The sequence below is a fragment of the Veillonella sp. LMAG:90 genome (assembly GCF_008679445.1).
GTDB lineage: Bacteria > Bacillota > Negativicutes > Veillonellales > Veillonellaceae > Veillonella_A.
Genome location: NZ_NAND01000001.1, coordinates 2065675 through 2084238 on the forward strand (window position 1 = coordinate 2065675; position 18564 = coordinate 2084238).

Below are 18564 nucleotides of genomic sequence, written 5' to 3' on the forward strand. Positions count from 1 at the left end.
AATTATTCCTCTTTCCTACATAAATTCTTCAAGCCCCATAGGCTCATAAGACAGTGCTAATTGTTCCAATTTACGGAAGCGATGGCCTACGCCGGATTTAGAAATATGGCCGCCCAAAAGATCAACCAATTCCCCTAAACTGGCGTCCGGATTATCCAAGCGCACCATCGCCACCTCCAATAACTTCGGCGGCAAATCGCTAAGCTCTTGGTGTCGCTCGATGATACGAATGCTCTCGAGCTGACGCACGGCGGCATTTACCGTTTTTTGCAAATTAGCCGTTTCACAATTAACCTGCCGATTAATCTGATTGCGCACCGTTTTGACAACACGCACCGTTTCAAATTCCATAAGGGCTGACTGAGCCCCCATGATTTGTAGACAATCTGTTACAGCATCGCCTTCTTTAATATACACCACATAGGAATCTTTACGCTCCGTTACCCGCGCCACGATATGAAAGAGTCGCAGTACGCGCACAATTTCATCGGCAAAATGCTGATTACTCGTCATAAACTCCAAATGGTAATCACTTTCCGGTTTATTGACGGAACCGCCCCCTAAAAAAGCACCGCGCAAAAAGGCACGCCGTCCTTCCATGGTTGTCAGCCACTCCGCCGGTAACGCCGTATCCATGGGCCATAACGCCATATCTTCCAAAGCCTCACGGCCTTCAACGGTTGGCTCTACGGTTAAGGTATACACATTCTTTTTGCGTAAATTTAAACCGCGGCGAATGAGGACTGACGTATGCAACGCATAATGAGCGCGTAAAATAGACAATACACGCCGAGCTACCGCATTATTCGCCGTCGCCAAACGAATGCCTACACGGCCCTGACTGCCCAATAACAATGAACCACCCATGCGTAACAAACAAGAGGCTTCTACTTTGGCAGACAAACTGTCTTCATTCTTATACTGACACAGTTCGTTTTTTACATCTTCTGCAAACGACATAGGTGCCTCCCTTCTCTTCTCTCAAAACTGCCGGTAAGACAGCAGCAGGCTTACGCCTTATTTAATACAAAATCTAACTAAAATCGCAGTAACCGCATCAACCGCATCAGCCGCACCAATTACATCAATATTTTCAAGAGTTAGTATCAATCACACAAATGTCTTTAAGAGTTATCGGTGATTAACGGTCTTCGCGTTTTAAATAATATTCCAAAATATGCGGCTCTAAACCGGACTGCATGGCGTAAATAACATCCATTACAATCTTACCGAGACGTTCCGGATCATGAACAGCCGTTTCCGGATGCTGAATAAGACCGGCACGCACCGTACGCACCCCAAGGCCTGCCAATTTATCCGTATCCACCTTCACCGGTTCGGCGCCTACTGCTTTATACTTCTCGATAACTGCTTCGTCAAACGGCACATCATTGACAATAGCCGTATCGACAATGCCTTGACCGGCCAAGCGTTGCAAGGCGGCCACATGAGCGGCCGCTGTATAACCGTCCGTCTCACCCGGCTGAGTCATAACATTACAAATATAAATTTTTGGTGCCTTGGAAGCCTTAATATGCTCTGCAATTTTATCAATCAAAAGGTTTGGCATAATACTTGTGTACAAGCTGCCCGGTCCCAAAATAATAGCATCCGCTTCATCGATAGCTTGCAAAGCTGCACCCTGCGGTTGCGGTAAAGCAGGTTCTGTGAAAACACGTTTAATACGTTTTTGCACAGTCGGAATCTGACTTTCACCGGCTACAATGGAACCGTCTTCCATTTCCGCCATGAGCACAATATTCTGCGTGGACGCCGGAATAACACGGCCGCGCACCTTCAAAATCTTACTGGATGCGTCAAGCGCCTTATCCACATCTTCATCAAGAATCTGCGTCAACGCAGTTAAGAATAAGTTGCCGAAACTATGACCCGCCAAATCGCCTTCACCGCCGAAACGATAACGGAACAGCTGTTCCATGAGGCCTTCTTTTTCCGCCAAGGCCACTAAGCAGTTACGCAAATCGCCCGGTGCAATCATCTGGAAGTCTTCACGCAAACGACCGGACGAACCGCCGTCATCGGCTACCGTTACGATGGCCGTCAAATTGGATGTGTGCGTTTTCAAACCGCGCAACAAGGTAGATAAACCGGTACCGCCGCCGATAACAACGACTTTCGGTCCTTTCGCCATGCGGATATTTTGGAAAATATAGTCCCCCACCTTATCCGTATCGGCCGGAATGATGGCTCGCACCACCGCGCTACCTACCTGCTTGGTCCCGATAGTCATGAGCACGATGCCTACTAAAATGGTGATAAAGCCGCCGGTCGCCAACGTAGTATAGTTATAGGAACCGGTCGTTTCATATAAAAATTGTAAAAATAAATCTTCAAAATATGACAGCCATTGATAATTAAGCATCAAGGCCACACCGATGATTACGAGCAGCATACCAAGACCAAACACAACCAGCCATCGTTTTAATTTAAGGCCTGGCGTGAGCCACCGGAATCCTGACATATGTATCATTTGAATTCTCCTATCTAGCGATAACCCTGCCGAATTATTTGATTTCGGCCGCCGTTACCTCGCGAGGATTGCAATCCTCTTCAACATTATTTTTAAACATATCCCGATGCTCAATTGTTGCCCGATAGCCTAATGTCTGTACATGATTATACAACGCTTCCGCCATAGCTACACTGCGATGCATACCACCGGTGCAACCTACGGCCACTACGAACTGACTCTTGCCTTCTTTTTCATAATTAGGCAATAAGAAGTCCATAGTTGAAAACATGGTACTCAAAAATTGTTCCGTCACCTCGAAGGAATTAATGTATTCATTAACCTGCGGTACACGGCCCGTTTTATGACGAAATTCCGGATTATAGTACGGATTTGGTAAAAAACGAACGTCCCATACCATATCCGCATCAAGAGGAATGCCGTATTTAAAGCCGAAACTTACGACTGACACGGCAATGCCCTGTTTCTTTTCTTCCAATTGTGAAAACTTCTGACGCAAGTACGCCTTCAACTGGCTCGTTTTCATGTTCGTCGTATCGATAATATAATCGACAAACGGACGGATGGAGTCAAGAATCTTGCGTTCTTTTTTAAGACCTACCGTAATGCGGCCGTCCGGAGCCAACGGATGACTGCGACGACTTTCTTTGTAACGTCGAATCAGCGTTTCGTCGGTAGCATCCATGAACACGATTTCATAAGGAACCTGCATTTCTTTGAGTGATGCCAACGCGTCGGACAAGCTTTCAAAAAACTGGCCGCCGCGAATATCCACCACCAGCGCCACTTGATTAATACGGTCGCTTGCTTGGCGGCACAAGTTACTAAACTTCGGAATTAAAACGGGCGGCAAATTATCTACACAAAAGAACCCCATATCTTCCAGGGCTTGCATTACCTGTGTTTTGCCTGCACCGGACATACCTGTCACAATGAGTAATCTGAATGTACCTTCCACAATAGGTCTCCCTTCCTATAAAATATGCTCCTCGAGCCAGTGCGCTACCCCGTCATCTTCATTAGACGGACATATTTCGTGAGCCACCGCTTTTACATTATCATCCGCATTCGCCACGGCTACCGCCGTGCCGGCGTATTTCAGCATAGAAATATCGTTTTGCGAATTGCCGAACGCCACTACCTGCTCCGGTTTCAGCCCTAATTCTGAAACCATATGAGCCAAGGTGTTGCCCTTCGTGCAATTCATACTGTTAATCTCTAAGAAATTCGGCTTGCTGCGCACAATTTCCACTTTGTCGGCAAACTCTTTATTTAAACTTGCTTCTATGTGCAGAATCTTTTGCGGCTGCGCAATAAACAATAACTTATTCGGCCCTTTCGGTGCAGTGTACACCGCATCACCGATATATACCGGCTTGGCACCGACACCTTTTTCATACATGCGAGACTCTTCCGTTTCATGATGAACGAGCAATTCATCATCGATATAAGACTGCACATACCAATCATTGGTTTTGGCCAATTGCAAAATCTCGTTAGCCACCGACACATCTACCGTTTGTTCAAATAACTTTTCACCTGATTCGATGCGTTGCACCAACCCGCCGGAGAAAAGTATCATAGGCAAATCACCGATGTCCATGGCGAGCCCCACCGGCCGTGCCGTCTGGTACATGCGGCCTGTGGCAATCACAATGTGAATGCCCTTGGCCTGTACTATTTTCAAAATACTTCTTGTATAGTCTGAAATAGTATTATCTTCTCTCACTAATGTATCGTCTAAATCAATTGCCAATAATCGTATATCTGTCATAGATACCCTCACAATCCGATCTAAATTCTATCCTCTAAAACCCGCTAATCTATTTTAAGGGGCTATTATTAAGTATACCATATTTGCTGAAGTTATTCGACTTTTATCAATCTTTACTACTGTTTATGTTACGATATAATTATATAGTCATTTTATTTTTGAAAGGAGGGATTATTTTAATTGAGTACTCATCTTTATTCTTGAAAGGAGGTATTGCTATTGAATAGATGACTCAATAGCGACTATGAATGACTGCAAAACGTTCAGCACTTTACATTCGCGTATCTCACGAAGAACAAGCTATGAACGGCTACTCTTTACAAGCTCAGGAAAACAGGCTACGCCAATATGCCTTGGAGCATAATTATCAAATTGTGGAGTGTTATCGCGATGAGGGCATTTCAGCCCGCAGTCGCCCCGGTCGCCGTAAAGAGTTTGCCCGAATGTTACAAGATGTTCAGGCCGGTCGAATCGACTGTATCTTATTTATTAAGCTGGATCGATGGTTTCGTAATGTTTCCGATTTTTACACTTATCAGGCTATTTTGGATAAATATAATGTTGTCTGGGAAACAACGGAGGAAGATTACAATACAAATACGGCTCAAGGTCGTCTCTACCTTAACATTAAGCTATCCATTGCTCAAAATGAATCGGACACTACTTCGGAGCGAATCAATTTCGTATTTGCCGATAAAATTAAACGAGGTGAAGTTATCTCCGGCAAATTGCCTTTAGGTTATTCTATCAAAGATAAACATATCGTTCCCGATGAAAAAGCACCTATTATCCGTGATGTTTTCAATTATTATTTAAAAACTAAATCAATTCGACAAACCATGATTTATTTAGCTGAAAAACATGGCATCGTTCGTGCCTATCCTACCATTACCCAATTATTGCGTAATGAAAAGTATATGGGGCGTTTTTATGGAATTGATAATTATGCCCCTCCAATTATTTCTCAAGATACCTTTTCGGCAGTTCAACAGGAGTTAAAAAGACCACGCCATCATGGAGCATCCTTCTCAGCCAAGGAATTAAGCGAACCATATCTTTTTAAGGGACTGCTTCGATGCCCCTCATGTCACCACCGTTTAGTCGGTATGCGACGACGGTACAAAGATAAAATTTATGTGTACTATCAATGCCCTCAATCCATTAATCACTCCGATATTTGTGGCAATAAAGCGCTATATAAAGAACCTCAAATAGAAGGTGCACTATTGGTGGCTATACCGCAACTTATTAAAACGTCCGCCCCTTATCTTTCTTCATCGATATTACAGCTATATTTACAGTGCCATAAGGATTATCAGAAATGGTCACTTGTCGGTAAATATCAGTATTGGCATTTTTTACTGAAATCCGTACTACTCCCTGCTATATCGTCTCGAAGTTCGAACTTGTTAAATCCTACAGCAACACAGAAATTAAATGCAAAACTACTTTCAGCATTATTAAAAGATTCTTCTTTAAATGATTCTAAAAACAACAAACTATTTACAGAAACAAACTATGTAATACCTATTGAAAACGTACAACTCAATGAAAACTATGCTTTAAAATTCAGTAACAATTAAAATTAAATATGGCAAGAGTTTTAAAACACTAAGATAAATTTTTTCAACGTTAAATTGAAAATTCACTACTTGTTTCACGGTTTTACATAAATTGTACCCTAAGGGGTAATTACAATGAAAAAACGTTTTGCAGCCGTATTTGCAGCAACTGCTGTACTTGGCGTAACTACTGCATTCGCAACTAATCCATTCTCCGATGTAACTCCTAACGATTGGGCATACCAGAGCGTATCTCAATTGGCAGCAGCTGGTGTAATCAACGGTTACCCAGATGGCACTTTCAAAGGCCAGAACAACATCACTCGTTACGAAATGGCTCAGATGGTAGCTAAAGCTATGGCTAACGAAGCTCGTGCTAACGCTGAACAACAGGCTATGATCAACCGTTTGGCTGATGAATTCGCTAGCGAATTGAACAATTTGGGCGTTCGTGTTGCTACTTTGGAAAACAAAGTTGGTAACGTAAAAGCTACAGGCGACGTTCGTCTTCGTTACCAAGGCTTTGAAAAGAAAGGTATCATTAACGAAGATAAACCAAGCAAAAAATCTTACTTCGATTATCGTGGTCGTGTTCAATTCAATGCACAAGTAAATGAAAACACAACTGCTGTTATCCGTATCGTTGGTTCTAACGAATTCGGTAATGCTAACAAAGCTTCCGTATCTGCTGACCGTATCTATGTAGCTCATAAATTCGGTGATGAACTTACAGCTGTAGGTGGTCGTTTCGGTGCATTCGTTGGTAACGGCTTAATCTATGATGATACTTTTGACGGTGCTGCTTTGGCATAGCATACGACAATGGTAAATTCAGTGCTTTAGCTGCTTACGGTTACTTTGTTGAAGGCGAATTAAAAGGTCTTTCTGAAGAAAATAACCTTTCCGTAACATTGTTACAGGCTCAAGGTAAACTTAGCGATGACATCACTATCGGTGGCTTCTATGCATTCGCTAACAACAACGGTTCTAAATTTGCAAGTGCTTATAATTTAGATGGCGACAGCTTCGACATCTATGGCGGTTTTGCTGACTTCCAGTTCAAAAACGTTTGGATTGGCGGCGAATACGCTACATTTGCTGAAGATGCTAAAGAAGGTGGCAATGACGCTTGGGTAGCTGGTATCGGTTTCGGTAACTACAACATTAAAGAAGCCGGTTCTTGGGATGTTAAAGCTCAATACTTTGATTTAGCTGAAAAAGCTCCTGTATTCAGCTCCACTTGGAATCAACCTGCAAACTACAACTACAAAGGTTGGTTAGCAACTGTTGATTACGCTTTAGCTAAAAACGTTGGCTTATCTGCATACTGGGCATTCAACGGTGAAACTCAGGACGGCGAAGACGTATCCGATTACTACCGTGCAGAATTAAACTACAAATTCTAATTTCTTGTAAAACAGAATTAATAAGTAGTGAAAATAAGACAACCACTTCCTTCGGGAAGTGGTTGTTTTTGTTTGCCGTTTAAAAAAAATACGACTAAACTTTATTATAAAAATCTATAAATATGAAGGATTTTGAAAATTTATGTCGAAATTATTAAGTATGGTATTTTTAGAGTTATAGGACAAAAAGTGTGTGTAAAAACAAACGTGAACCCACATAACTACTGACTAAAATGGTATTATATCTTCCTAAATAAAAACATAAATAGGAGGATGATTAATATTAAACAAGTAGTTTGCCCTGATTGTGGTCGAAAATGTATAAAACACGGTATATTGAAATCCGGTTCTCAGCGATGGTTTTGTAAGCACTGTAAAGTCGCTTTCACTAACAAAATTAACACTGATAGTAATGATCTAAAGCTGTTTTTGAAATGGTTATTTAGTAAACAATTGCAGCAGCATATGCCCGGAAGAGGGCGTACATTTAGACGTAAAACGTCTAAATTTTGGTCCATATGGTGCCTCCCACCAAAGATTGAGGAAGTATATGATGTGCTTTACTTTGACGGCATATACCTAACGCGTAAGCTCTGTGTACTTATTTGTTGTAGTAAGGACCATGTATTAGGCTGGTATGTTTGTAGATATGAGAACTCTAGAGCTTGGCAGGCATTAATGGACCGTATTGCTCCTCCGCGTGTTGTTATCTCAGACGGCGGATCTGGATTTGCTAAGGCCTTAGCAAAGAGGTGGCCGACAAGTAACCATCAACGCTGCTTATTTCATGTTTTTGCGCAAGTAAGAAGGTATACAACCTCTGCGCCAAAAACAATAGCCGGCAAGGCCTTATATGAACTGGCAAAGCGTTTATTTAAGATTCAATCGATAGATGATGCCTATACTTGGATTGATGGATTATTAGCTTGGAGAGAAGAGTTTGATGACTTCTTACGTGAAATGACAGTCGACGAAAATGGGAATCAAAGGGCAACTCATGAACGCCTCTTAAAAGCTGAGGCAGGACTTTTACGATTAATTAGAGATGAGACTCTATTTACCTACCTGACGTTTGTAGATATTACCGTACCTACAACGAACAATCGACTGGAAGGAGGCGTTAATGCGCAACTTAGGGGGATGTTACGAGATCACAGAGGGTTATCCTTAGAAAGACGATTAAAAGCGGTCTATTGGTGGTGTTACGAGCACTCACCTAGACCGCTTCCTGTTGCTGAAATATTAAAATGTATGCCTACAGATAAAACCATTGCTGCTACTTACCGTAGGATAATGCGGAATAACCGTCCTGATAATATCTTACCGCAATGGGGCGATGCCATCGTCTGGAATGAGTTTCATATGTCCACGGAATTTCCAATTTATTGGGATTAACTAAAAAAGCCACACACACTTTTTGTCCTATAAGCCTATTTTTATTTTTAGGTAAGAGGAGGTTTATTTATGAAGAGAATTTTTTCACTGTTAATGATGGGGATTTTTGTTTTAGTTGGGGCTGTATTTACAACAAATGCCTTTGATGTTACCGCTTATTCTAATAGCGGTAGTAAAGAAAGAATAATGCCGCTCGTGTATGTAGGGAATGCAGGGGTGAGCAATGAAACAGAGGCAAGAGAAATTTTATACAAAGCTATCGATCGTGAACTGGCTAAACACAAAAATTTATCACCTGTTAATATGGCTGAAAGCCAAAGTGTATTTGAAGAATATTTATTGGAAAACGATTTGAATCCTGATGATACTGCTTTGGGGCGTGGTTATGTGCCGAAGAAAAAGGAATTAAATGAAATGGCACAGCAAACAAATTCCGATTATGTATTATTGATTAATGCCAGAATCACCGATTCGAAAGTAAAAACTGCTTGGCTCGGTTTTTCTCCGGTAAAATTTGAAGTCACCGTATTGTACACTGTTCTTATTTATTCCGTTAAAGAAGATAAATATGTGTATAATGAAAAATACATTGTAAAAGAAAATGCTGCCGGTACCAGCAGCACCGAACGTGCTTTCAAAAAAGCTTGCATCAAATTTGCCGATAGAGAATTTACACTCGATCATATGACTTTGACTAAAGAAGCAATGTTAAAACAGTAAAATGTCAGTCTTTAGCTAGTATACGTCTTATTAAATCTGGTTTAATCCCGATTAAAATCTAATGAAAGAAAAAAATAGCACTATGAATTTGAAATATTAATTCTCAAATTCATAGTGCTATAATAATATTCAGAGCTATTAACGTGAGTTAGGTTCATCACCGAAAGGTGGTGATACTATAACAGTATACGAAGCTATATCATTAATGATTGGTTTTGCTACTCTTATAGTGTTAATTATTTCACTAAAGAAATAGACCTAACGCCCAGAAGTATTGCAGACTTCACACGTTAGGTTTATCATTTGCTACAGCTTAGATGAGCCTAACGCCTTCACACGTTGATAGCTCTCTTTGTACTTTTAGTATATCATGTATTCCATTTTCGTCAAGTTATGAGCAACATGGAATATACATCTAAGTAAAAACAACCACCGCCATAGGCAGTGGTTGTTTTTTATGCTACGAGATAATTCTATTTCAGGAGAAATTAGAATTTGTAGTTTAATTCTGCACGGTAGTAATCGCTCAAGTCGTTACCGTCTTGGTCTTCAGCATTGAATGCCCAGTAAGCGGACAAGCCAACGTTTTTAGCCAATGCATAGTCTACAGTAGCCATCCAAGCTTTGTAGTCAGCATTGTATGGTTGGTTCCAAGTAGAGCTGATTACTGGAGAAGTAGCTCCTTCATCAAAGTACTGAACTTTAACACCCCAAGTACCTTTTTCTTTAATGTTGTAGTTACCAACACCAACGCCTGCTACCCAAGCATCTTTATCGCCGTTGTTGTCCGAAAAATCATCTTTCCAAGTAGCATATTCGCCACCAATCCACAATTTATCAAATTGAAGATCTAAGTGACCGCCGTAGATATCGTTATCAAGGAAACGGTTCCCAAATGCGTAGAAACCACCGATAGTAGCGTGTTCACCCAATTTACCTTGTGCTTGTAATAAAGTTACAGAAATATTTGTATCAGCATCTGCATCTTTAACATCTAAACCATCAAAAGAAGCGCTACCGAACAAGTTACCAGCCATGAAGTAACCATGAGCAGCTGTAGCAGAGAAATTACCATTGTCGTATGCCAAAGCAGCACCGTCAAAAGTATCATCATAGATTAAACCGCCGCCAATGAAGGCACCAAAACGACCGCCAACTAAAGTTGTATCTTGGCCGAATTTATGAGCTACATACACGCGATCGAATTCAACACTGCTACTAGATGCATTACCAAATTCTTTGCTACCTGTAGATACACGAACTACAGCAGATGTATTTTCATTTACATTAGCATTGAATTGGATACGACCACGATAGTCGAATTTAGATTTTTTATTAGGGTTGTTGTCATTGGAGAACATGTCTTTTTTGTCAGAACCCTGGTAACGAAGACGAACGTCACCGGTAACTTTTACGTTACCAACTTTGTTTTCCAAAGTAGCAACACGAACGCCCAAATTGTTCAATTCGCTAGCGAATTCATCAGCCAAACGGTTGATCATAGCCTGTTGTTCAGCGTTAGCACGAGCTTCGTTAGCCATAGCTTTAGCTACCATCTGAGCCATTTCGTAACGAGTGATGTTGTTCTGGCCTTTGAAAGTGCCATCTGGGTAACCGTTGATTACACCAGCTGCTGCCAATTGAGATACGCTCTGGTATGCCCAATCGTTAGGAGTTACATCGGAGAATGGATTAGCTGCGAATGCAGTAGTTACGCCAAGTACAGCAGTTGCTGCAAATACGGCTGCAAAACGTTTTTTCATTGTAATTACCCCTTTCGGTAAAAAACAGAAAAAAGAAATAAAATAGCAGATGGCATCTCATTTCATTCTTCATGTTTCTATACTCATGTAATTTACAATGGAGTGTCCATGTTTCCTCACACTTAATTACATTTTCTGTCAATCATGAAGCTGTCATGACTACCAATCTACGGACATAATACCACACTCGAATCAAAAATCAAAGGGTTTTGTTATGATTATTTCGCATAGGTTATGCATCTGTCTTCTTAGAAAGGATTCAACTTCATCAAACTCACACCTTACAACCCCTTTATTTATCAACGTTTATCCCTATATTGATTTTTGTTGATGTTTACGACAACAAAAAAAGACAACTTCCGAAGAAGTTGTCTTTTTTATATCCGAAACTACTATATTATAGTAATTATTGGTCAGATTAGAACTGGTAGTTCAATTCTGCACGGTAGTAGTCTGGTAAGTCAGCGCCGTCTTGGTTTTCAGCGTTGAATGCCCAGTAAGCGGACAAGCCAACGTTTTTAGCCAAAGCGTAATCAACAGTAGCCATCCAAGCTTTGTAGTCGGAGTTTACTGGTTGATTCCAAGTAGAGCTGATTACAGGAGAATGTTTAGCCTGGTCGAAGTACTGAACTTTAACGCCCCAAGTACCTTCGTTTTCAATGTCGTAGTTACCTACGCCAACACCGGCTACCCAAGCATCTTTACCGTCGTTGTTTACGCCAGTATTCCAATTTTTGTCCCAAGTAGCATATTCGCCACCAATCCACAATTTGTTGACTTGAAGATCTAAGGAACCGCCATAGATATCGTTATCCAAGTTGTCTAAGCCCCAAGCATAGAAACCACCGATAGTAGCGTGTTCACCTAAGTTACCTTTAACCTGTGCAAGTGCTACTTTGTAGTTATTATCAGCAGTTTTATTTGCGATATCACCGTCAAAGCCTACAGGCATGCCTGTTTTATCATTAACGATTTCATTATTAGCATTATATTTGCTGAACAAGCTACCAGTAATGAAGGAACCGTAACCACCGGTCAATGCGAAGTTGCCGTTGTCATAAGTAATAGCAGCACCATCAAATGGATCGTCGTATACTAAACCGTTACCGATAGTGTTATCGAAACGACCGATTACCGCAGTAGTGTCTTTACCGAATTTGTGAGCAACGTACATGTTATCAAATTTAACAGTAGTACCGGTTGCATCACCAAATTCTACACCGTCAAAACCATTATCTTCACCGGTTGTTACAATACGAACTACTGCAGAAGTGTTGTCAGCTACATTAGCATTGAACTGAACACGTGCACGGTAGTCGAACTGGGAACGTTTGTTGCTGTTTGCGTCAGTAGCGAACATACCTTTTTTATCGGAACCTTGGTAACGAAGACGAGCGTCACCGGTTACTTTTACGTTACCAACTTTGTTTTCCAAAGTAGCAACACGAACGCCCAAGTTGTTCAATTCGCTAGCGAATTCATCAGCCAAACGGTTGATCATAGCTTGCTGTTCAGCGTTAGCACGAGCTTCGTTAGCCATAGCTTTAGCTACCATCTGAGCCATTTCGTAACGAGTGATGTTGTTCTGGCCTTTGAAAGTGCCATCTGGGTAACCGTTAATTACACCAGCTGCTGCCAACTGAGCTACGCTCTGGTATGCCCAATCGTTAGGAGTTACATCAGAAAATGGGTTTGCTGCGAAAGCAGTAGTTACGCCAAGTACAGCAGTTGCTGCAAATACGGCTGCAAAACGTTTTTTCATAATAAATTACCTCTTTCCAAAAAAAGATTTAATAATGTTTGAACCAACATTATCTATTCTTCATTTCAGATACTCAGTAATCTTAAATGGAGTGTCCATGTTTCCTCACAAGTGACCGCTTTTCTCATATCAATGAATTTCGATGTCGTTCGTTCTGTAATCATTGTATCGCGGTCTTCATGATTTGTAAAGAAAACTCAAAATTTGTCCACGAGTTTTCAAGAAAAAATATGACAATTTTCGATGTAATGTAACTTGTAACCCTCATGAATACTTCAACTATCACTAACTCTCATTTATAGCAATATTACACGAATTGTTAATCTATTTTTTCAGAGTTTTCTGATTAAATTGAGTATTCATCTATATTTAGTCTATTAAGAGAAAACAAATTGTAAGATATCAAATACATATACCCCTCTCCAATTTGATTTATAATTTTAATATAATAATTAGCTTGATTTTTATATCTACTTTATGTTTCTTTTTATTAATACATGTTTTTGTCCACTACAATTACACATTTTGTAAAATTCATGTAAATTACACCAATCAGCATCTTATAAAATGCATAAAAAACAGAGCCGATTAACACGATTTCTCGTGCCAATCGGCTCTTAAAATTTACCTCAAAATTGACTTTTTATGGTCAATTTATATGTAGTTTTCACTGTTAATTGAGAATTAACTTCAAACTTATTAACTCTCTTTTTTCATTCGAATAACTTTTTGTTCATCCGAATTCACTACATCAATTCTATATTTTGAACTTTATATTCGTAAAGAACTTCTATCCAAGTCAAATATTAGAATTTGTAGTTCAATTCTGCACGGTAGTAATCGCCTAAGTCGTTACCGCTCTGGTCTTCAGCATTGAATGCCCAATAACCGGAAAGACCTACGTTTTTAGCCAAGGCATAATCAACGGATGCCATCCAAGCTTTGTAATCGCTGTTGTATGGTTGGTTGAATGTGGAGCTGATTACAGGCGAGTATTTACCTTCATCGAAGTACTGAACTTTAACGCCCCAAGTACCTTCTTTAGCGATATCGTAGTCGCCGTAACCAATGCCGGCTACCCATGCGTCTTTATCGTTGGATTGTACCAAAGTGCCGTCTTTATCGGAGAAGGTTGCATATTCGCCGCCTAACCAAACTTTACCGTAGTTGAGGTCTAAGGAACCGCCATAGATATCGTTATCTAAGTTCTTGTTACCAAAGGTGTAGAAGCCACCTACTGTAGCATGTTCACCAAGTTTAGCTTTTGCCTGTAACAAGGTTACGGTTGCGTTTTCATCGGAAGTTGCATCGCTGAAGTCGTGTGCATAGGAGCTCATGCTACCGTTATTGAATAAACCGCCTTCCATGAAGGAACCGTAAGCAGCGGTTGCGGAGAAGTTACCGTTGTCATAGTTTACAGCGGCACCATCAAACGTATCATCGTATACTAAACCGTTACCAACGAAAGCACCGAAACGACCGGCTACGGCAGTTGTATCTTTACCGAATTTGTGAGCTACATATACACGGTCAAATTCAACATCGGATGTTGTGGAATCACCGAATTCCATATCACCGCTGGTTACGCGGATAACTGCGGATGTGTTGTCATTTACATTAGCGTTGAATTGTACACGACCGCGCATATCGAACAAGGATTTTTTATTAGTGTTATCGGAGCTGATTTCACCTTTTTTATCGGAACCTTGGTAACGAAGACGAGCATCACCGGTTACTTTTACATTACCTACTTTGTTTTCCAAGTTGGAAACACGCACGCCCAAATTGTTCAATTCATCAGCAAATTCGTTAGCCAAACGGTTGATCATAGCTTGCTGTTCAGCGTTGGCACGGGATTCGTTAGCCATTGCTTTAGCTACCATCTGAGTCATTTCGTAACGAGTGATGTTGTTCTGGCCTTTGAAAGTACCATCAGGATAACCGTTGATAACACCGGCTGCTGCTAATTGAGCTACACTCTGGTAAGCCCAGTCATTAGGTGTTACATCGGAGAATGGGTTAGCGGCGAACGCTGTAGTTACGCCAAGTACGGCTGTAGCCGCAAATACTGCTGCAAAGCGTTTTTTCATAATTATTACCCCTTTCGGAATAAAACAACTAAAATATATCTTTTAGGTTGTCAACTTCCGAAACAGAAGGAATTAAGAAATAATAGTTTCGATTGGAGTGTCCATGTTTCCTCACAATGTAGTTTTATTATTTCGTTAACTCAGTTGTTTCATCGTCTGAACTAACCTATGGACTCATAATACCAATGAAAACTAAATTCAAAATGAAAGTACCAAAACTTCACGTTCAAGGAACGGATGTTTAAATCTATGATATTAGATATAAAGGTATATTGAACAACCTCTAAAGCCTGTTATTAAGGGATTTATACCCTTTTGGATTATTTTTATCTCCGAAAATTCACAAAACTAAAAAACCTAAATAAGTTTTTCAGTTTCATCTTCTTCATCATTTACCATGAATTTTTCATGTAAAACTGACTTATATTGTGAATTTACCATGAATTCTGACACACAAAAAGGGGCTTATAGGACAAAAAGTGTGTGTGGCTTTTTTAAATTAATCCCAATAAATTGGAAATTCCGTGGACATATGGAACTCATTCCAAACAATGGCATCCCCCCATTGCGGCAAGATATTATCCACACGGTTATTCCGCATTATCCTACGGTAAGTAGCAGCGATTGTTTTATCTGTAGGCATACATTTTAATATTTCAGCAACAGGAAGCGGTCTAGGTGAGTGCTCGTAACACCACCAATAGACCGCTTTTAATCGTCTTTCTAAGGATAACCCTCTGTGATCTCGTAACATCCCCCTAAGTTGCGCATTAACGCCTCCTTCCAGTCGATTGTTCGTTGTAGGTACGGTAATATCTACAAACGTCAGGTAGGTAAATAGAGTGTCATCTCTAATTAATCGTAAAAGTCCTGCCTCAGCTTTTAAGAGGCGTTCATGAGTAGCCCTTTTATTCCCATTTTCGTCGACTGTCATTTCCCGTAAGAAGTCATCAAATTCTTCTCTCCAAGCTAATAATCCATCAATCCAAGTATAAGCATCATCTATCGATTGAATCTTAAATAAACGCTTTGCCAGTTCATATAAAGCCTTGCCGGCTATTGTTTTTGGTGCAGAAGTTGTATACCTTCTTACTTGCGCAAAAACGTGAAATAAACAACGTTGATGGTTACTTGTCGGCCACCTCTTTGCCAAGGCCTTAGCAAATCCGGATCCGCCATCTGAGATAACAACACGCGGAGGAGCAATACGGTCCATTAATGCTTGCCAAGCTCTAGAGTTCTCATATCTACATACATACCAGCCTAACACATGGTCCTTACTACAACAAATAAGTACACAGAGCTTACGCGTTAGGTATATGCCGTCAAAGTAAAGCACATCATATACTTCCTCAATCTTTGGTGGAAGGCACCATATGGACCAAAATTTAGCGGTTTTACGTCTAAATGTACGCCCGCCTCCAGGCATATCCTGCTGCATCTGTTTACTAAATAACCATTTCAAAAACAGCTTTAGATTATGACTATCGGTGTTAATTTTGTTAGTGAAAGCGACTTTACAGTGCTTACAAAACCATCGCTGAGAACCGGATTTCAATATACCGTGTTTTATACATTTTCGACCACAATCAGGGCAAACTACTTGTTTAATATTAATCATCCTCCTATTTATGTTTTTATTTAGGAAGATATAATACCATTTTAGTCAGTAGTTATGTGGGTTCACGCATGTTTTTACACACACTTTTTGTCCACCCTTTATCTTTGTCAAAAAAAGATAAAAGTGCTATAAACCCAGTATCTATCTAGGTTTACAGCACTTTTTACACACACTTTTTGTCCTATAACTCCAAAAAGGCCGAACCACCTTGATTTCCTTCATGGAGCGTTTAGAAAACTCCATAAAATCAGCAAAATCGGCAAGCATTTTTGTTAATATCGCTAAATTTATAATATTCTGTATGGACAATCACATAAAAAAAACACCCGTGAAACCTTTTTTAAAGATTCACAGGTGTCAAAAACATATTAACTTACTTACTGTAACTTACTAGTTGTAAGTTACTTATTGTTTTACATATCGGCAGCGTCAATCCACGTCTGAAGTTCCTCTTCAGCAGCTTCAATATCTTCGTCAAAAGCGCCACAGAGGCTTGGATAACGACCTACTTCAAGCGTGTACACAATGGCTTCATCACGAGCATTGCGAAATGTACCGAGCCAAATACCGGAGAATTGTGTTTCATACCACTCTACGGGCTGATCGGTTTCCGTAAAATTAATGGTAATGTTACCACGCCCCAGCGTTTCCATGACTTCAACTTGTTCTTCCATGGTAAGACCCGTTTTTTCAATATAGATTGTATGAGTCTCCCCCGTTTCACGAAGTCGTTTTAACGCCAATTGCAATTCTCTTAAAATGGCCTGCACATTGCCATAATTTTCTATCATTTCTTACATACCTCAATTCCCCAAGCGTTTAGTTGCCGAATAACACGCTGTATCACGTCCGGCAAGGCCGCCTGTACAATTTCAGAAGGCTCAAAACCTACTTCAAGACTGGCCGGCTCTACGCCTATAACCATAGCATCTTCCAGGGGATCTTCTTGCAACGCACGAATGCGCAAAATATCCTGCATGCCCACTTCGTGAACCGAAATATTCCCGGTGAAGTAGTTTTCTGTTTCCTGATGGGGAAACTCATAAATTGTACCGGGCTTTTCACCACCGTTAACAGCATCCACCAAGAGCAGTTTTTTCATGCCTCGCATATAGCTGAGGAGCTCCATCCCCATGGTGCCGCCGTCAATTATATTTACGGCCGGGCTAAATTCGTACTCTTTTTCTAATTGATGTACGACATGTACGCCCAACCCTTCATCGGTAAGCAAAATATTACCTACGCCCAACACGGTAATACTATTCTCGTTTACCATATAAATCCTCAATATCTTCCGGATCCTGCGGATAGAATTTCATCCCCGATACCATACTGGATACTTCCCCGGATTCTTCCATTACGTCTTCGCGGAAAGCCAAGTATACATGGGCCACCGTGAACAACAAGAAGAACCAAGCAATATAATGATGAATGATATGGATCTGATATTCATTGAACAGTAAATTAATCGGATTAAATACAATGGCCAGCCAGCTTTCCGGACGAATCTGCGAATACATAGCCAGACCCGTGCAGATTTCGAAGAACATCATAATATACACAATTAAATAACTGGTACGTGCTAAGGAGTTACGAAGCACACGGTGTTCTTCCTGACGTGGCAACATCAAATAGTGTAACGTGGTTTGTTTTAAACCGTCCCAATATAAGCGTTTACGGAACTTAGGTAATAAACGGTCACCGCGATAGCGAATAGCCCCATAAATGCGGAATATAAAGGCAAAAATGAGGATAAATGCAAATCCGAAATGAACGCGTCGAATCATTTCCATGGAAAACCAGCTGTTAATAGCTTCTGCCGGTTCTTTTCCTACGAACATGCTGAAACCGGGATCACCAATATAGAGACCGGTCCAGAACAGGAACGTAACGCAAAGCACCATGGTCCAGTGAAAAATACGCAACCACAGACTAAATACACGATACGGCTTTTTTTCCGGTTGTTCTAACATATGAATC

Annotated in this window: 15 protein-coding genes and 1 pseudogene; 5 read left to right on the forward strand and 11 right to left on the reverse strand. The window is 40.6% G+C overall.

Annotation, left to right across the window (positions count from 1 at the left end):
• Positions 1-15: 15 nt before the first annotated feature.
• The 4 genes from whiA to CCC71_RS09175 form a co-directional block, all read right to left on the reverse strand.
• Entirely contained in the window at positions 16-960 is a 945-nt protein-coding gene (whiA, locus tag CCC71_RS09160; RefSeq protein WP_021841316.1) for a DNA-binding protein WhiA, read from the reverse strand.
• Positions 961-1141: 181 nt separating this feature from the next.
• Complete coding sequence (locus CCC71_RS09165; RefSeq protein WP_021841317.1) at positions 1142-2491, reverse strand: gluconeogenesis factor YvcK family protein; 1350 nt, start codon at positions 2489-2491, stop codon at positions 1142-1144.
• Positions 2492-2525: 34 nt separating this feature from the next.
• A complete protein-coding gene (gene rapZ, locus CCC71_RS09170) occupies positions 2526-3449 on the reverse strand; it encodes an RNase adapter RapZ (protein ID WP_021841318.1) in 924 nt (307 codons plus the stop codon).
• A 15-nt stretch (positions 3450-3464) separates the two neighbouring features.
• Positions 3465-4265 (reverse strand): Cof-type HAD-IIB family hydrolase, encoded by an 801-nt coding sequence (locus CCC71_RS09175; protein ID WP_296333490.1) that lies wholly within the window; start codon positions 4263-4265, stop codon positions 3465-3467.
• Between the two features lie 248 nt (positions 4266-4513).
• Here CCC71_RS09175 and CCC71_RS09180 point away from each other — a divergent pair, with 248 nt between their 5' ends.
• The 5 genes and pseudogenes from CCC71_RS09180 (at position 4514) to CCC71_RS10890 (ending at position 9604) form a co-directional block, all read left to right on the forward strand.
• A complete protein-coding gene (locus CCC71_RS09180) occupies positions 4514-5848 on the forward strand; it encodes a recombinase family protein (RefSeq protein WP_021841320.1) in 1335 nt (444 codons plus the stop codon).
• 114 nt (positions 5849-5962) lie between these two features.
• A pseudogene (locus CCC71_RS09185) lies at positions 5963-7233 on the forward strand (S-layer homology domain-containing protein).
• Between the two features lie 282 nt (positions 7234-7515).
• The gene (locus CCC71_RS09190; protein WP_296333587.1) at positions 7516-8628 is read left to right on the forward strand and encodes an IS1249 family transposase; all 1113 of its coding nucleotides are present in this window, start codon (positions 7516-7518) and stop codon (positions 8626-8628) included.
• Positions 8629-8697: 69 nt separating this feature from the next.
• Positions 8698-9348 carry a hypothetical protein gene (locus tag CCC71_RS09195; protein WP_156704315.1) on the forward strand — a complete coding sequence of 217 codons (651 nt, stop codon included), beginning with the start codon at positions 8698-8700 and terminating at the stop codon, positions 9346-9348.
• Between the two features lie 178 nt (positions 9349-9526).
• Positions 9527-9604 (forward strand): putative holin-like toxin, encoded by a 78-nt coding sequence (locus tag CCC71_RS10890; protein ID WP_363305357.1) that lies wholly within the window; start codon positions 9527-9529, stop codon positions 9602-9604.
• 232 nt (positions 9605-9836) lie between these two features.
• On the opposite strand, the gene CCC71_RS09200 is transcribed toward CCC71_RS10890, so the two are convergent.
• The 7 genes from CCC71_RS09200 to cybH all read right to left on the reverse strand — a co-directional run bounded on the left by CCC71_RS09200 (position 9837) and on the right by cybH (position 18557).
• The gene (locus CCC71_RS09200) at positions 9837-11111 is read right to left on the reverse strand and encodes a putative porin (RefSeq protein ID WP_295255941.1); all 1275 of its coding nucleotides are present in this window, start codon (positions 11109-11111) and stop codon (positions 9837-9839) included.
• 418 nt (positions 11112-11529) lie between these two features.
• A complete protein-coding gene (locus CCC71_RS09205; protein WP_296333493.1) occupies positions 11530-12873 on the reverse strand; it encodes a putative porin in 1344 nt (447 codons plus the stop codon).
• An 806-nt stretch (positions 12874-13679) separates the two neighbouring features.
• Positions 13680-14963 carry an S-layer homology domain-containing protein gene (locus CCC71_RS09210; protein ID WP_296333495.1) on the reverse strand — a complete coding sequence of 428 codons (1284 nt, stop codon included), beginning with the start codon at positions 14961-14963 and terminating at the stop codon, positions 13680-13682.
• Between the two features lie 499 nt (positions 14964-15462).
• Complete coding sequence (locus CCC71_RS09215) at positions 15463-16575, reverse strand: IS1249 family transposase (RefSeq protein ID WP_296333591.1); 1113 nt, start codon at positions 16573-16575, stop codon at positions 15463-15465.
• Positions 16576-16997: 422 nt separating this feature from the next.
• Positions 16998-17375, reverse strand: coding sequence for a hydrogenase expression/formation C-terminal domain-containing protein (locus CCC71_RS09220; RefSeq protein WP_156704625.1), 378 nt, complete (start codon positions 17373-17375; stop codon positions 16998-17000).
• A complete protein-coding gene (locus tag CCC71_RS09225; protein WP_156704627.1) occupies positions 17372-17860 on the reverse strand; it encodes a HyaD/HybD family hydrogenase maturation endopeptidase in 489 nt (162 codons plus the stop codon). Before CCC71_RS09225 ends, CCC71_RS09220 begins: the two co-directional genes overlap by 4 nt.
• On the reverse strand, positions 17844-18557 hold the full coding sequence (gene cybH, locus CCC71_RS09230) for a Ni/Fe-hydrogenase, b-type cytochrome subunit (RefSeq protein ID WP_021841641.1): 714 nt from the start codon (positions 18555-18557) through the stop codon (positions 17844-17846). Before cybH ends, CCC71_RS09225 begins: the two co-directional genes overlap by 17 nt.
• Positions 18558-18564 lie beyond the last annotated feature (7 nt).

What these genes read in the sequence shown, in the direction of transcription:
- cybH (WP_021841641.1), bottom strand. Translation starts at nt 18,557, where the DNA reads ATGTTAGAACAACCGGAAAAAAAGCCGTATCGTGTATTTAGTCTGTGG.
- whiA (WP_021841316.1), bottom strand. Translation starts at nt 960, where the DNA reads ATGTCGTTTGCAGAAGATGTAAAAAACGAACTGTGTCAGTATAAGAAT.
- CCC71_RS09200 (WP_295255941.1), bottom strand. Translation starts at nt 11,111, where the DNA reads ATGAAAAAACGTTTTGCAGCCGTATTTGCAGCAACTGCTGTACTTGGC.
- CCC71_RS09205 (WP_296333493.1), bottom strand. Translation starts at nt 12,873, where the DNA reads ATGAAAAAACGTTTTGCAGCCGTATTTGCAGCAACTGCTGTACTTGGC.
- CCC71_RS09210 (WP_296333495.1), bottom strand. Translation starts at nt 14,963, where the DNA reads ATGAAAAAACGCTTTGCAGCAGTATTTGCGGCTACAGCCGTACTTGGC.
- CCC71_RS09165 (WP_021841317.1), bottom strand. Translation starts at nt 2,491, where the DNA reads ATGATACATATGTCAGGATTCCGGTGGCTCACGCCAGGCCTTAAATTA.
- CCC71_RS09220 (WP_156704625.1), bottom strand. Translation starts at nt 17,375, where the DNA reads ATGATAGAAAATTATGGCAATGTGCAGGCCATTTTAAGAGAATTGCAA.
- CCC71_RS09175 (WP_296333490.1), bottom strand. Translation starts at nt 4,265, where the DNA reads ATGACAGATATACGATTATTGGCAATTGATTTAGACGATACATTAGTG.
- CCC71_RS09225 (WP_156704627.1), bottom strand. Translation starts at nt 17,860, where the DNA reads ATGGTAAACGAGAATAGTATTACCGTGTTGGGCGTAGGTAATATTTTG.
- CCC71_RS09195 (WP_156704315.1), top strand. Translation starts at nt 8,698, where the DNA reads ATGAAGAGAATTTTTTCACTGTTAATGATGGGGATTTTTGTTTTAGTT.
- CCC71_RS09180 (WP_021841320.1), top strand. Translation starts at nt 4,514, where the DNA reads ATGACTGCAAAACGTTCAGCACTTTACATTCGCGTATCTCACGAAGAA.